A 15,779-nucleotide genomic window follows, 5' to 3' on the forward strand; every position below is an offset into this window, starting at 1 on the left:
GATCTTCCTGACGCTGCTCTTCGGCATTCATCGCCGCCAGCAGTGCATCGTCATAACCCTGGAGTTGATCGTTTTTACTGAACATGTTCTCTCCTCATGACGGAGACCTTCCGTCGCTGTTTTTTTTGTTGAGCCGATTGTGCAAAAACGACAAGCGTCATGTTTGTCTGATATCGACATCCAAATGCCCGGCAATCCCGCCAAGGGCCAGGCACCAAGCCTGCACAAGGTGTACTATCCGAACGCCTGGAAGCAGGCAGGAACAACAAGAAAAACAACCCGTACTGCGATGTCTCGATGCTAATGCCGGAGAACGCATTACCGATGCAGAAGAGGAAAGAACATGGCCCAGACATTGAAGGGCACAGCCGCCGCGGATCATTTGGCCAAGGCGCAGAAGCCGGTTAAGACCATCGGTTTCCTGGTGCTGCCGAACTTCACTACCATCGGCTTCGCCTCGGCCGTGGAGACCCTGCGAATCGCCAACATGGCCGCGCATCAAACCTTGTATCGGACCGTCATCATTGCCGCCAATCACGACCCCGTGACCGCCAGTAACGGCATGCGCGTGCTGCCAGACTATGCCATCGAAGACGCACCTGACCTCGACATTCTCTTCGTCGTAGGCGCCAACCCCATCGTGTCCGACCACAGCAGCCGACCACTGCTCAACTGGCTGCGCAAGCTGGCCCATCAACACATCCCATTGGGAGGGATCTGCACCGGAAGCCACCTGCTGGCCCGAGCCGACCTGCTCAAGGGCTATCGCTGCACCATTCACTGGGAAGACATCGAAGCACTCAAGGATCGTTTCCCGGGGATCATCATTTCCAATCAGTTGTTCGAACTGGACCGCGACCGCTACACCTGCTCAGGCGGCGTCGCTGCCATGGACATGATCCTGCAACTGGTCGCCCGCGAGCCCAACGGCGCAGAGATCGCCGCGCGGGCTGCCGAGCTGCTGTTGTGTGATCGGGTGCGTGGAGCGCGGGAGCAGCAACGGGTACCGTTGCGCAGCAAACTGGGCACGTCTCAACCCAAACTCAGCCAGGTGGTGGCCATCATGGAAGCCAATCTTGAGGAGCCAGTGGGGCTGGATGAACTGGCCTCCTTGAACGATGTGTCGGTACGACAACTGGAGCGCTTGTTCAGCAAGTACCTGCAACGCACCCCGAGCCAGTACTACCTGGAATTGCGCCTGTCGCGGGCGCGTCAGTTGCTGCTGCGCAGTGAATCCCAGGTGCGCGACATCGCCCTGGCCTGCGGTTTCGCCTCGCCTGCGCATTTCTCCAAGTGCTACAGCCGGTTCTTTGGCCTGTCACCGATGGGCGAACGCAAACAAGGCGCGTTGCAGTAACGTCTGTGGCATGCAGGCAAGCCTGCTCCTAAAGGGCTGCAATTCATCTTGTCGGAGCGTGCTTGCCCGCGATGGAATCGGTGTGGTGTCAGTGAGTTCGCGGTGTTTGTATCGCAGGCAAGCCTGCTCCCACAGGGCTGCAGTTCATCTTGTGGGGGCGCGCTTGCCCGCGATGGAATCGGTGTAGTGCCAGTGAGTTCGCGGTGTTTGTATCGCAGGCAAGCCTGCTCCCACAGGGCTGCAGTTCATCTTGTGGGGGCGCGCTTGCCCGCGATGGAATCGGTGTAGTGCCAGTGAGTTCGCGGTGTTTGTATCGCAGGCAAGCCTGCTCCCACAGGGCTGCAGTTCATCTTGTGGGAGCGTGCTTGCCCGCGAGGGTATCGGTGTGGTGCCAGTACGTTCGCGGTGTTTGTATCGCAGGCACGCCTGCCGAATCAATCAGTCCCGCAGGGCTGTATGCGCGGTTTCACGCACCGAGAGCATCGCCACCAGCGCGACCAAGGCTGCCGCCAGCAAGTACCAGGCTGGCGCCATCTTGTTGCCTGTCAGCTGGATCAACCACGTCGCGATAAACGGCGCAGTTCCGCCAAACAAGGCGTTGGCGATATTGAAACTGAAGGCAAAGCCGCTGAAGCGTACCCGGGTCGGGAAAATCTCTGCGAGAAAACTCGGCAAGGTGCCGTCGTTCATGGCAAGCATGGCGCCGAAGATGATCTGAATCATCAGAATGGCCACCAGCGGCTGATGATCCAGCATGCTGAACAACGGGAAGGTCAGTAACAGGAACAACACCGATGCCATGACCAACATGGTCTTTCGACCCAAGAGGTCGGACAGTTTGCCCATCAGGAAAATCAGACCGATGTAGGTCGCAAGCGACACGGTCGAGGCAATGAAGGAGTCGCTCTCGCTCATCCCCATTTCCGTCGACAGGTAGGTCGGCATGTAGCTGAGTAACAGGTAGAAGGCTACTGCGTTGAGGCAGGTGACGCCGATACCGATGATGACGCTGCGACGATGCACGGTCAGCAGTTCGCGGATCGGTGCTGCGGTAGCACACTCCTTGCTCTCCAGACGCTGTTCCATTTCCAGAAACTTGGGGGTGTCCTGCAGGCTCATGCGGATGTAGCGACCGACCAGGCCAAAGGGTGCCGCCAACAAGAACGGCACGCGCCAGCCCCAGCTTTGCATGTCTTCGCTGCTCAACAATCCATGCAGCCCCGCAACGAAGGCGGCGCCGAACAGTAAACCTGCTGCGGTACTCGCCGGCACGATGCTGGTGTACAGCCCTCGCTTGCCGTGTGGTGCGTACTCCGCAAGAAATGCCGAAGCACCGGCGTATTCACCGGAAGCCGAAAAACCCTGAACCAGTCGGATGAGCAATAGCAACGCCGGTGCCCACAAGCCGATGTGCCCATAGGTGGGCAGAATGCCGATGCAGAAGGTCGAAATGGACATGATCAGGATGGAAAAGGACAACGCATTGCGACGCCCATACTTATCGCCGAAATGTCCCCACACCAATCCACCCAAGGGGCGAACGATAAAGGACAAGGCGAATACGGCAAAGGTTGCCAGCAAACCAGTGGCCTTATCGGTTTGCGGGAAAAAAGTGGCGGCGATGACCGTGGCCAGATAGCCGTAGGCGGCGTAATCGAACCATTCGACGAAGTTACCCATGAAACTGGCACGTGCAGCCTTGCGCAGCGCTTGCCGTTCAGCGTCTTGCTCGCGGGAATGAAACCGGGTTGACGTCAGTGTGGAGGTGGTAGACATGACAAGTACCCTTTTTATTGTTATTTCTGGCGAAATGTAGGGCTGGCTCGCTTCTCCCCTGACAACATTGACCAGGGAAAAAAAGCCGCACATCCCTGTGCGGCGTATCACGTTTACTTCTTGATGATGTTTTTCTCTGGCCCGTAAGGGAACTTGGTGATGTTTTCCGAGCCGTGCTCGTTGACGATCAGGATGTCGTGCTCACGGTAGCCACCCGCACCTGGCATGCCTTCGGGCAGCATGATCATCGGTTCGATCGACACCACCATGCCCGGCTCGAGCACTGTATCGATGTCTTCACGCAGCTCCAGACCTGCCTCGCGGCCGTAGTAGTGGCTGAGGGTACCGAACGAGTGGCCATAACCGAAGGTGCGGTACTGCAACAGGTCGTGCTGGAGGTAGATCTCGTTCAGCTCGCGAGCGATGTCGCTGCAACGCATGCCGGGCTTGATCAGTTTCAGGCCCGCCTCATGCACCTGGACGTTGACGTTCCACAAGCGCAGGTGCTCGTCGGAGCAATGATCGAGGAACAGGGTACGTTCAAGGGCGGTGTAGTAACCGGCGATCATCGGGAAGCAGTTGAGGCTCAGAATGTCACCCTTGTTGACCTTGCGGCTGGTCACCGGGTTGTGGGCGCCATCGGTGTTGATGCCCGACTGGAACCAGGTCCAGGTGTCCATCAGCTCACCTTCTGGGAAGCTGCGGGCGATCTCGCGCACCATCGCCTGGGTGGCGTGCAATGCCACTTCGTATTCCGGCACCTGGTCACGCAAAGCCTCGACGACCGCCGCGCCGCCGATGTCGGCGATGCGTGCGCCATGACGAATCATGACGTGTTCTTCTGCTGACTTGATCATACGCATGCGCATGCAGGGCGCGGCGATGTCGACCAATTGTGCCTGCGGATAACGGGCAGCGAGCTTGGCGTGGTTCTGCAGGTTCAGATGGTCGAATTCGATACCGATGCGGCCCGCTTTGGGAAGCGCCTGCTCGATGGCGACGAAGAAGTTGTCGCGCTGCCAGTCGGTGTAGACGATGTTGTCGGTACCCACGGTACGGCGCCATGGCTGGCCGCCGTCGATGTTGGCGCTGATCGACACCACCTTGTCCTGGGTTACGACCAATGCATATGGGCGGCCGAAGGAGCAGTAAATGAAATCGCTGTAGTAGTTGACGTTGTGGTAGGAAGTGAACACCGCCGCATCGATATCCTGGGCCGCCATGTAGGCGCGCAGCTTGGCCTGGCGATCGGCATATTCCTGAGCGGAAAAGGTCGATTGGACTTTATCGCCGTTGCGGATCTGGATTGTTTTTGGCATTTGCATCGTCTGTGTTCCTTGTCATTGTTAGCGATTCGGTACACCGCTTTTGGCCGGGTCCGTGAGAAGCATTGCAGCAGATACCCCGGGGCATCTTTTGTACGTGCCCGACCCGAAATTGGTTAGATCCGAATAGAGGACACCACGCCCCCCCAAAAAAACGGCCCCGAGAAATCTCGGGGCCGGACGGGTGTCGCGTCAGCAGTGCTGTCAATGCAGCGGCGAGGAACTCATGCGGCGCCGATGCGCGCGCTCATCTTTGGGCGGTACGCCATAGTGTTCACGGTAGCGCTTGGAGAAATGCTGGGTTGAAATGAAACCGCACTCCGTCGCGACCTGCGTCACCGGCAGTGCCGTCTGCCTGAGCAGTTGCCGTGCCCGTATAAGCCTCAACTTCTGGTAATAGCGCATGGGCGTGCTGTACAGATACTTGAGAAACAACCGCTCCAACTGGCGCCTGGAAACACTCAGGTAGTTGGCCAGTTCGTCGAGGCTCAGAGGCTCGCGCAGGTTGCTTTCCATCAGTGCCACGACTTCCTGCAGTTTCGGCTGCGCATGCCCCAGTATGTGCTGGAGTGGCAAGCGCTGATGGCCCTGCTCGTTACGTCGATGATCGAAGGCCAGGGTCTCGCAGATCTGCGCCACCAGTTCAGTCCCGTGCCCCGTGCCAATCAAGCGCAACATCATGTCCAGAGGCGCAGTCCCTCCCGAGGCCGTGTAACGGTCGCGGTCAATCACGAATAATTGCGCACTTAAGGTCACACCTGGAAAGCCCTCCTGCATGTCCATCAGGTAGGGCCAGTCGACACTGCAATCGTAGCCATCGAGCAGACCGGCAGCGGCCAAGGCCCAGCTTCCAGAGCACAGGCCACCCAGATGCAGCCCCTGTTCGGCCTGTGACTTGAGCCAGGATGCCTGCTCAGCCGTACAACTGCGCTCGATGCCTTTGCCACCACACACAAACAGCGCATCCATCGCCGGCGCATTGCTGGCAGACGTATTGGGAGATATCTGCAGGCCGTTGCTGGCCCATACCGGGCGACCATCCAGGGTCAAGGTGTGCCAGCGATAGAGCTCCTGCCCTGACAACTGATTGGCCAGACGCAGCGGTTCAACGGCGCAGGACATGGCCATCAGGGAAAAGTTGTTTATCAGCAAAAAGCCCACCGACTCCAGTACGCGCTCATGCGGACCGTGCTGTTTATCGTCGATTGCCATAGCGGTATTTGTCATCAAAACCTGCCACCTCTGCGCAAGAGTTAAGCGCGCCTGGGTGGATTATCAGATCTCCAACACAGCCAACATTGTCTGAATTCGACCCTCGATTGTTTGCATTCGGCGCCCACCTGGCGCGGTGCCGTGCCCTTTCGAAGGGGGAACCGATGCACTGACAGCGGGGAAGAAAAAACCGGCCTGCTCCAGGAGCAGGCCGTCATAGAGGTCGGCGCCAGAAGGCGCCGGTGGGGCTGGTGTCAAACGCTTTTCGTTGAAGCGACCTCAATGGTTTGCACGGTAGGCTTCTTGGCATTGAAGATTGAACCCATGCAGACGATGCACAGCGTGAGCGCACCGGTAGCAATCACTTCCATACGATGCTCTGGCAGCATCAGCATAACGATCAGGATGCTCAGGATGCAGAAAATGACCACATAGCTGAGCCACGGGTAAAACCACATCTTGAATGCAATGTGCTGTCCCGATTCATTCAGCTTCTTGCGAAGCTTGAGCTGGGAAAGCGCAATGACGAGGTACACCAGCAGTGCAACGGCGCCCGAACTGGCAAGCAGGAAGGAGAACACTTCATCAGGCGCGAAGTAATTGAGCGCTGTAGTCAGAAAGCCGACGGCTGTGCTCGTCAGTACCGCCACATAGGGCACGCCCGACGACGAGGTCTTCTGCAGCACTTGAGGGCCATCACCGCGCTTGCTCAGGGAGTAGACCATGCGCGAAGCCGTATAGATGGCTGAGTTGAGGCAACTGGCCACCGCTATCAGTACCACGATATCGACGATCATCTTCGCCTGCGGAACGTTCATCAGCTCAAGCGCTCGCTGATAGGAACCCACCTCCCGAAGCATGGGGTCATTCCAGGGAACAATGGAGATGATGAGGAATACCGAGACAATGTAGAAAATCCCCATTCGCCAGACGACCGAGTTTGTCGCCCGGGTGATCTGCTTGGCTGGGTTCTGGGACTCAGCCGCTGCAATCGTGACGATTTCCGTGCCCATGAAACTGAAGACCGTGGTGAGCATCGCACCGATGACCGCCGTCATGCCATTGGGCATGAAGCCACCAAACGTCTTGCTCAGTTCCATGACGCCACTCACTTCCCTGCCCGGCAATGCGCCTGCCAGGGCAAGCCCACCGACCGCGATAAAGCCCAGTACGGCAATGACTTTGAGCATGGCGAACCAGAACTCGAACTCACCGTAACGCGCCACGCTGAAGAGGTTGGTTAGCGTCAACAGACCCGTGACTGCGATTGCAAACTCCCACGTCTGCACGGCAGGGAACCAGGCGTGCAGAATAGCGGCGGCAGCAATGGCTTCGATAGGAATCACCAACACCCAGAACCACCAGTACAGCCAGCCGATGGTAAAGCCCGCGCTGCGTCCCATCGCCCGCTCGGCATAGGTCGAAAATGATCCGGTATCGGGTGAGGCTACCGCCATTTCTCCCAGCATGCGCATGACCAGGACGACCAGCGTGCCGGAAAAGATGTAAGCCAGGATCGCCGCAGGACCGGCAGATGCAATGGCATGCCCTGAACCGATAAACAGGCCGGCACCGATGGCACCGGCAATGGAGAGCATGGTGACATGACGCTGCTTGAGGCCTGGGGCCAAAGTGGAGCTGTTTGACATGATATTTACCCTTTTTATTCTACTTAGGAGGGTGAAGGATCAGTTGCAGGTTGTTGTTTCGGCTCTCACGGGTGCTCGTTAGGTGGTTAAATCGAACGCCTCCCGCACTGCGGCGCTAATACCGGAAACACAGACGCTCAGAATCAGTTCACCTTTCTCGCGACTGGAGCCTTTAGGCGATGACAGTGTTCCACATGCCGGGGTGCGCTCTGGAATGATGGGAAAGACGTCATACGGCGGGAAGGTGGCCGGTGGATGGTCGACTGCGCGACTCAAGTCGACCTTGTCTGGGTGCAGGGCCAACATCAGCGACGTCTCGAAGACGCCACCATGCTCGATATCCCAACCGAGAAATCCTTCGGGATAAAGCTGTTCAATCACCGCGGGGTCGTTAATGAAGTCCCAGTAGGAAAGCACCACCACTTTGAAATCGTTGATGCCGCCGTAGCGCAGTTCGCGAAGGGCAAGGTCAATGCCTTCGACAATGAACATCGAGTTTTCGAAATGCCCATTCATCAGCACCAGCTTGCGCGCACCATGACGTGCCAGCTCTCTGATGATGTCCTGAACGGTATGGGTCAGTGTGGCGCCATCAAGGCTCGTCGTGCCGGGAAAGTGGTTACCGCCTCCCGATTTCTGCTGAGATTTGTACCCATACGCCAGCGCAGGCAAAACCAGTCCATCGACATTGAAGGCCACCGCCTTGCACACGGCTGTCGGTAGCAGGACATCAACCTCCATGCACATGTGATGACCGTGCTGCTCCAACGCGCCGACGGGCAGGAATATAGGGCAACCACCGGCCACCTTCTGCGCGTACTCCTGCCAGGTGAGTTCGCCGATCGATACGCTGTTATTCATGCACACACCCTCTGTAAGTGTCTTATTTTCTTCATGTTTTTCAAGCGCCAAATCGTGCGCCACTATAGTTACAGCCGTGGTACAGCGGTAGCCTTGTTTTTGCAGTTATCTGTTGGCCATCATGGCTCTGAGGCCTTGCGGCAAACGCAATCCGTGCGCGCCACGATGCTCAATCGCCACGCAGGATCAGCGCACACGCGCCATCCCATTCGGCGACGATTTTTTGCCCGTTGCGCAAGCCGAGTCGGTTGTAATCGGCATGCGGTTTCTGCACCTGCAGTTCCAGCCCATCGCCGGCATCAAGGTAGATATTTACCATTGAGCCGATGAACTCTTCGCCGACCACGGTGCAGGTCAGTCGGTTGCGTTGGCGGGGGTGCTCGGTCAAGTCGATATGCTCGGCGCTCAGGCAGACAGTGACCCGCTCGCCGGGTGTGGTCGATTTGCCCTCTGGCCGCCGCGCCAGGAACTCGCCGTGCTCGGAGCCGACACGAACCAGCCCCCTATCGTCAAAGCCTATGACTGTGCCGCAGAGGATATTCTTGCCGCCGATGAACTCGGCGACAAAACGGTTGTGCGGCTCGAGGAAAACCTCCTTCGGCGAGCCTATCTGCTCTACCCTGCCCCGGCTCATGATCACCACACGATCGGCCATGGCGAAGGCTTCGGACTGACTGTGCGTGACGTAGACGAAGGTGATGCCGAGGTCCTTCTGCAGCCCGGTCAACACGCCCTGCATACGCACACTCAGATGAGCATCGAGCGCACTCAGCGGCTCGTCGAGCAACAGGATCGATGGCTCGGTGACCAGCGAACGGGCCAGCGCCACACGTTGACGCTGGCCGCCGGAGAGCAGGCTGATGTCGCGCATCGCAAACTCTTCCAAGCCCAGCCGCTCAAGCCATTGCAGCGACTTCTTGCGCCGCTCGGCCTTGGCCATGCCGCGCATCCGCAGACCGAACTCGACGTTCTCGACCACATTGAGAAACGGGAACAGTGCCAGGTTCTGCCAAACCAGCGGTGTCTCCCGCTCCCAGGAATAAAGGTCGTTGATCCGCTCGCCGTTAAGGCGTATCTCGCCTTCACTCGGCTTGTCGAGGCCGGCGAGCATGCGTAGCGTCGTGGTCTTGCCGCAGCCGCTCGACCCCATGATCGCGACAAATTCGCCCTTGTAAATCTCAAGGTTCATGCGTTCGACAGCATGGTAACTGCCGAAATGCTTGACCACGTTATCAAACACCACCAACGGTTGAGTCATGGCTGAAATCCTTCGGGTTCAGTTGTTTGTCAGGGTGGCATCAAGCCGTTGCAGGCTTGTGACGCCGCATCAGCAACAGTTGTGCGAGGATCACCAAGGTCATCGTCGTGATGAAGACAATCGTGCCGATCGCATTGATGGTGGGGCTCACCTGCCCCTGCAAGGTGTTCAGGATGCGCACGGGAACCGTTTCATTGAGCCCGGACACGAACCACGCGACAGCGAACTCGTCAAATGAAACGGCCATGGTCACGAACAGCGCAGCGAAGATGCTCGGCGCCGTAAACGGCAGGATCACAAAGCGCATGGCCTTCCATTGGTTGGCACCGAGGTTCCATGCTGCCGCCTCGATATTCGGGTCCATCTGCGCAAGGCGCATCCGGATCACCGCCATCGCAAACGGTGCACACATCACCACGTGACTGATCATCACCGCGTAGATCTCGCCGGAAAGCCCGACCCGCGACAGGAAAGCCAGCATCGCCAACCCCATGATCACCACCGGAATGGTCGGCGGCAGCAGCGCCAGCGCCATGTAGATCGACTTGCCAAAGAACTGATAGCGGAAGTCGGTATAGGCCGCGGTGAAGCCCAGCACGGTCGACACCAGGGACACCACCACACCCACCATCAGGCTGTTCTTGAATGCCTGCCACACCGCGGGGTCAGCGGCGATCGTCTCGTACCAGTGCAGGCTGAAACCACCCAGCGGCAAGGACGGGAAACGGTCGATGTTGAATGAAAACACGACGCTGCCAGCAATCGGCGTGAAGATGAAAACAAACACCAACACCACGTAACTGCGCAGTACCAGGTTAATCAGGCGATGCTCGTTCATGCGCGCCTCCGATAAGCGAAGCGAACCGCCGCGAAAGCCGTGATCAACAACGTCACGATCATCATCGTTGCGATCACCGCTGCGCGTGGCCATTGCTGGCCGGACTTGGTGGTGTCGGTGATCAGGGTGCTCAAGGTCGGCGGCTGGCCACCCCCCAGATAGAGCGGGCTGACAAAGTCACCGAACGTCAGGATGAAGCAGAACAGCGCCGCGACGACGATACCGATTCGTGCCGACGGCACCACCACCAGAAACACCGTGCGCATCCGCCCGCAACCCAGGTTGTGCGCCGCCTCGATCAGCGAACGATCGATGTACATCAGGCTGAACAGTTGCAACAGCACCACCAGCGGCAGGCACAACGTGAAGTAACCGACATAGGTCGCAAACGCGGTATTCAGCATTGCCAGCGGTTCCAGCCCGAACTGGCCCAGCGCGGCGTTGAGAATGCCGTTATCGCTGAGGAACACCTGCCATGAATAGGTACGCACGAGGTAGCTGGTGAAGAACGGTGTGATCAGCAACAGCACGATCAACTGCTTTACCGACTCACGAAACTTGAACGCGATGGTGTAAGCACAGGGCAACGCCACCACGCTGATCAGCACTGCGGCCCCGGCAGCCATCGCCAGGGTGTGGGCATAGGCATCCCAGAAAAACCCGCGACTGAGCATGTAGTTCCAGTTCAGCCACTCGAACGCCGGCACCATCCGGAAGTTGCGCACGACCCAGAAACTGATCGCCACCAGAAACGCCAGCGGAAAAACGAAGAAGACCAACTGCCAGATCAGGATCGGCATCGAAAAGCTGAAGCCGTACCAGGGCAAGCGCAAGCCTCTTCTGCCACCACGCAGTTGCGCCGCGCTGCCGTCGGTAACGACAGGCGGGGAAACCTTTAACTTGTTTGACATCATTGCGACCACCTCCGCACGCCTCGTCAAGCACCCTTGTATTCGGACCAGAAGTCGTTCCAGTCCTCCAGGCTCTGCTGGACCGGAAGCTCGCGGTACTTGATGCGACCCGCACGGATGTCATCCATGACGTTGTGCTGACCGAGCACCATGCCTTGGCGCTTGGCTTCGGCGGGATCGGTCTTGTTCAGCAGCTCCCAACCGCGCTTGTTGGGGATGAGTGCGGGATAGGCGGCCATCTTCGCCGACTTGACCTGACCTTCCGGCGAGGTGATGTATTGGATGAACTTCTTCGCCAGTTCCGGGCTGTGGGCGTTCTTGGCAATGCAATAGGACTCTGTCCATTGCAACCCACCCTCCTCTGGCACCACGGTTTTCAGTGGCGCGCCGGAGCGCTGCAACACACCCGTGATCCAGTCGCCGATGCCGCACATTGCATGGATCTGACCGTTCTTGAGCGACGAGAAGGTGCCGCCATAATCGAAGAATCCACCGATCTGCGGACGCAGGGTCATCATCTTCTGCTTGACGCTTTGCCAGTGCGAGGCGTCGATGTCGTAGGGGCGTGTATTGCCATTGGCCAGACTGATCTGCCCCAAGTTCGGCAAGTGCCAGTCGAAGTGCCCGACCTTGCCCTTGAGGCTTTCGTCCCAGAACGCGCTGTAGCTGCGCACCTTGGTTTCGGGAACAAGCAGGGTGTTGTAGGCGATGCCAAGGAAGCCGAAGCGGATCAGGACCGAATAGAGCTCATCACCCTTCCAGTGCCCGGGGAAGTGCTGGAACTCGGGGTAGAAATCATCGAAGGGATAGTCGGCGGGATCGAGCCGTTCAATGTATTCGGCGGCATTGAGTTGCTGTACGTATTCAGCGTCGGACAGGATCAAATCGAAGGTGCCGGGCGGGGACTGCGAAATCAACCCGAGCATATTGTCCCCGCCGGTGTAGTACTTGGCCCGGACCTTGACCCCGTACTGGCGTTCGAAATCGGCGACGATGTCCGGCTCGGCGTGCCCAGCCCACGCCAGGATAACCAGTTCTTTTTCTGCAGCTGCAAAGCTTCTCATGGGGAGGAAGCTGGAAAGCGCGGCGGTGCCCGCCAGGATACTGCTGGTCTTGATGAACGTACGGCGTGAAAGGTCGATGCTTTTTTTCATTATTGTCTCTCCTCGGTAATGGAAAGTTGCTTCTGTCCTTCTGGCCTCGCCTATTGCTTGTCCCTGTCCTGGCACGCGAACGGAAGATGAACACGGCCAATTCCCCCTTCCGCACACACCCCGTCGCAACGCCATGAACAGTGAATGGAATCCCCTGATGCAACGCGGCACGGGTGGATTCTCAGGAAGCATTGCAGCAGATACCCACGAGCCTTTTTTGTACGCGCCCGACCTGCAGTTGGTCAGATCCGCCCTCATTGTTTTTATCTGGCTCAAGCGTGTCAGACTGATAACGCACCTGACTCGATGAGTGGCTTTTTGCGTATCTCGAATAACGCGAAGGGACGGGATGGACTACATGAGCGCCGTTGCTCAGTGGATTGGCCAAGCGCCTATCTACAGTCCATATCTACAACAGCGGCATCACTCGTGGCGCTTTTTCCATGACCGCTACGTTTTCTGAAACAGGCAACTCCCCCGAACGACACAAATAAAAAAAGTAGAGGGTTGTATGACTATTCGCTTCAAACTGATAGCCGCGTTTATCGGTGTGACGTTAATTCCCATGTTGATGATTACGCTGTTTGTTACTACGCAAGCGATGAACAGGGAACGCGAGCAGTTTAACCAGAGCAGCGTTAAACAGATTAATGAAGTAGATAATGCATTTTCTTTTTTCCTTGAGAACGTCGCAGACAATGTCACGCTATTGAGTCAGACCCGACTTTTAAAGTCTGCCGACAACACCCTTCCTCGTTATATCGAAACCTCGCAGGTGACAAAAATGCACGCGCCTGCCAGCGGAGTGGGTGCTGCGATCCATGAGCTGTTCGAGCAGATGGGCACGTCGCACCCCAGTTACGCCTATGTCTATGCGGCAACTAGCCAAGGGCATTATCTGCAATGGCCAGCGTCGGATATCCGCGCGGGCTACGATCCCCGCGAGCGCCCTTGGTTCAAGGCCGCCCTTACGGGCAATGGAAAGCCGGTGCGTACTCAGGCCTACACGTTTGCCGAGGATAACGCCGTTATTGTGTCCACCGCACAAACCTTTATCGATGCCGATGGCGGCACCGGTGTTATCTCGCTGGACGTCTCACTGAACCAGTTGACCGAAGTGGCCGGCAAGATCCGTTTTGGCAACAACGGTTATCTGTTGTTAGTGGAAAGTGACGGCAATGTGCTGGCCGACCCGATGCACCCCACAAACAATTTCAAAGCCTTGGCGAGCCTGGGTGATGGGTACAGTTTCCTCGCCCGCCAACCCGCAGGCTTTTATAACGTGCAACTGGAGGGCAAAGACTACAACGCCAGTATCTATAAATCGAAAGCCCTGGGCTGGACCTACATCGCCCTGATCGAGAGCAGCGAAATAAGCGCTGGCGCCTGGCATCTGGTGTGGGTGATCACACTGCTGGCCGGCGTTCTGGTGACGATTTTCGGACTGTGCGGTGTAGCCCTGTCCCACGTGGTCATTGCACCGATCAACAAGACCTCGGCAGGCTTGCACGATATTGCCAGCGGCGAGGCCGACTTGACGCGCCGCCTGCAGATCAAGGGCAATGATGAAACAGCGCAAATGGCCAAGGGCTTCAATGGCTTTGTCGACAGTATCCAGAACCTGATCAAGGAGATTCGCGCGTCCAGCTTGCAGGTCGAGCAAGGCGCAGCGGATATCGGTGCCCAGGCCGACCAGCTCGACGATACGGCACAACGCCAGTCGATGGCGGTGGACATGGTGTCCACTGCCTTCCATGAAATGGTCGCCACCGCCAATGAAGTGGCGATCAACTGCAATCGCGCCGCGCAAGCGGCTCAGCACGGCCAGGATCAGGCGCACAAAGGCCAGCAGGTCATCGGCCTGATGGTCAACCAGGTGAGCAACCTGGGTGACCGTATTCGTCAGGCGGCGGAGTCGATCAGCCAACTGGAGCACAATACCCAAGGCATCACCGCCATTCTCGACACCATCCGCGGCATTGCCGAGCAGACCAACCTGTTGGCGCTCAATGCTGCCATTGAGGCCGCGCGCGCTGGTGATCAGGGACGCGGTTTTGCGGTGGTGGCCGACGAAGTGCGCGCACTGGCCAAACGCACCTCCGACTCGACCGAACAGATCAACGGCTTGCTCGGCAAACTGGTCACCAGCAGCCAGAGTGTGGCCATGGAAATGCATCACAGCCTGATTCAGTCAAACGAATCTGTGGCGTTCACCGCTCAGGTGGAAGAGGCATTTGCCGGCGTGCATGAAGCGGTGACGACGATCAAGGACATGAACACCCAGATCGCCACTGCTGCCGAAGAACAGCATGCTGTGGCCGAAGACATCAATCGCCACATCGCTGACATTCACAGCGATGCGGGTCGTATCAGTGAAGTGTCCAGCGTCTCCAAGATCACCACGCACTCCCTGACGCAGATATCCAGCGAGTTGAACACATTGGTGGGGCGTTTCCGTACGGACTGAGCACTGAGCAGCCATTGGCAGGCGTGCCTGCGAAGGTGTCAGTGGGTCTTGGCGACGCGAATTTGGTACGGCGTGAAAATACGCTCCAGTTCACCATTTTCGCGTAGCTGCTGCAGCAACCGCTGAAAAGCTTCGCTGGTAATCGGTGCACCCGGGCGCAGCAGGGCAAAGTGATGGTAGATCTGATCAACCCGCTCAGAGGCCAGCAGTTGCTCGGCGCTGCCAGGGTTGCGCACCTGGTAATCGGACAGGTACGAACGGGTGATCAAGGCGATATCCGCCCGATCGCGCTGAACCATCAGCAGGTTGCTGTCGTGGGAATAGGTCAGGGTGGCGTTGAAATTTTCTGCCAGGTAACGCGGGGTTGAGTTGAACTCGGCAAAGGCATAGTGGTAACCGCTGAACAGTGCCAGACGCTTGCCCTGAAGGTCGGCAAAGTACGTTTGCCCACGGCCAGGCAGGCGGTGAGTGACAAACACCTCGGCATCTTCGAGCCCCAGGTCGACGCTCGTGTGGGGGATCTGCTGCCAGCCCCACTCAGGGTTCTCGAAGATCGCCATGTCAATGCGGCCATGCTGAAAATCGCGAAAGCGCCGCGGGATCGAGGTGGGCACCAACACAAAGCGGTACTGGTGCTGCAACTGGTTGAGGGCCACGACCAACTGCGGCAACAAGCCTGTGTCCGCGCCCTGCTCGGGACGCACGGTATAAGGAGGGAAATGCGCAGCACCAATCCGGACTTCGACATCCTCAAAGGCACTTGCCGACGGAGCGAGCCACGCCATGGCGAACAAGAGCAGAGCGGACAACAGCTGCGGCAGTGGCACTGACTTCAAGGCTACACACTCTCGACGGACGGGACGCGCCCTTTAAGCTAGGTGTTTTACCACGTTTTCACAACCACAGCGTAGGTCACAAGGGACGTCACTGCTGCCAAAACAGGGGATATCCTAAATGCCGCGCATTGGCTA

Annotated in this window: 12 protein-coding genes and 2 pseudogenes; 3 read left to right on the forward strand and 11 right to left on the reverse strand. The window is 57.9% G+C overall.

The features are described from left to right. Positions 1-85, reverse strand: an 85-nt coding sequence (locus IE038_RS24485; protein WP_229775654.1) for a hypothetical protein, incomplete at its 3' end; no start/stop codon positions are given. A 258-nt stretch (positions 86-343) separates the two neighbouring features. Here IE038_RS24485 and cahR point away from each other — a divergent pair. Next, positions 344-1,357, forward strand: a complete 1,014-nt coding sequence (gene cahR, locus IE038_RS10960) for a transcriptional regulator CahA (RefSeq protein ID WP_189395614.1) — start codon at positions 344-346, stop codon at positions 1,355-1,357. 438 nt (positions 1,358-1,795) lie between these two features. Here the strand turns inward: cahR and IE038_RS10965 are convergent, their stop codons facing one another. The 9 genes and pseudogenes from IE038_RS10965 to IE038_RS11005 form a co-directional block, all read right to left on the reverse strand. Further along, positions 1,796-3,133, reverse strand: coding sequence for an MFS transporter (locus IE038_RS10965; protein ID WP_163939510.1), 1,338 nt, complete (start codon positions 3,131-3,133; stop codon positions 1,796-1,798). Between the two features lie 113 nt (positions 3,134-3,246). Next, positions 3,247-4,458: a creatinase gene (gene creA / locus IE038_RS10970; protein ID WP_163939513.1), complete on the reverse strand. Its 1,212-nt coding sequence runs from the start codon at positions 4,456-4,458 to the stop codon at positions 3,247-3,249. A 243-nt stretch (positions 4,459-4,701) separates the two neighbouring features. Continuing rightward, a pseudogene (locus IE038_RS10975) lies at positions 4,702-5,670 on the reverse strand (GlxA family transcriptional regulator); the annotation flags it as partial. 254 nt (positions 5,671-5,924) lie between these two features. After that, on the reverse strand, positions 5,925-7,319 hold the full coding sequence (gene gabP / locus IE038_RS10980) for a GABA permease (RefSeq protein ID WP_163939515.1): 1,395 nt from the start codon (positions 7,317-7,319) through the stop codon (positions 5,925-5,927). 78 nt (positions 7,320-7,397) lie between these two features. After that, a complete protein-coding gene (locus tag IE038_RS10985; RefSeq protein ID WP_163939527.1) occupies positions 7,398-8,180 on the reverse strand; it encodes a creatininase in 783 nt (260 codons plus the stop codon). Positions 8,181-8,349: 169 nt separating this feature from the next. Then, positions 8,350-9,438 (reverse strand): ABC transporter ATP-binding protein, encoded by a 1,089-nt coding sequence (locus IE038_RS10990; RefSeq protein WP_163939517.1) that lies wholly within the window; start codon positions 9,436-9,438, stop codon positions 8,350-8,352. A 40-nt stretch (positions 9,439-9,478) separates the two neighbouring features. Then, on the reverse strand, positions 9,479-10,276 hold the full coding sequence (locus tag IE038_RS10995) for an ABC transporter permease (protein ID WP_163939529.1): 798 nt from the start codon (positions 10,274-10,276) through the stop codon (positions 9,479-9,481). After that, positions 10,273-11,190, reverse strand: a complete 918-nt coding sequence (locus IE038_RS11000) for an ABC transporter permease (protein WP_189395615.1) — start codon at positions 11,188-11,190, stop codon at positions 10,273-10,275. The genes IE038_RS10995 and IE038_RS11000 overlap by 4 nt, the downstream gene beginning before the upstream one ends. A 23-nt stretch (positions 11,191-11,213) precedes the next feature. Beyond that, positions 11,214-12,341, reverse strand: a complete 1,128-nt coding sequence (locus IE038_RS11005) for an extracellular solute-binding protein (protein ID WP_189395616.1) — start codon at positions 12,339-12,341, stop codon at positions 11,214-11,216. Between the two features lie 601 nt (positions 12,342-12,942). Between IE038_RS11005 and IE038_RS25275 the strand changes: the two are divergent. Together IE038_RS25275 and IE038_RS25280 are read left to right on the forward strand one after the other, a co-directional pair. Beyond that, positions 12,943-13,947: pseudogene (locus IE038_RS25275) on the forward strand (cache domain-containing sensor histidine kinase); the annotation flags it as partial. A 129-nt stretch (positions 13,948-14,076) separates the two neighbouring features. Then, positions 14,077-14,808 carry a methyl-accepting chemotaxis protein gene (locus tag IE038_RS25280; RefSeq protein ID WP_438810765.1) on the forward strand — a complete coding sequence of 244 codons (732 nt, stop codon included), beginning with the start codon at positions 14,077-14,079 and terminating at the stop codon, positions 14,806-14,808. Between the two features lie 38 nt (positions 14,809-14,846). On the opposite strand, the gene IE038_RS11015 is transcribed toward IE038_RS25280, so the two are convergent. Further along, positions 14,847-15,593 carry a substrate-binding periplasmic protein gene (locus IE038_RS11015; protein WP_163939531.1) on the reverse strand — a complete coding sequence of 249 codons (747 nt, stop codon included), beginning with the start codon at positions 15,591-15,593 and terminating at the stop codon, positions 14,847-14,849. Positions 15,594-15,779: the final 186 nt, after the last annotated feature.

It is taken from the genome of Pseudomonas laurentiana (assembly GCF_014648275.1).
In the GTDB taxonomy this organism is placed as follows: Bacteria; Pseudomonadota; Gammaproteobacteria; order Pseudomonadales; family Pseudomonadaceae; genus Aquipseudomonas; species Aquipseudomonas laurentiana.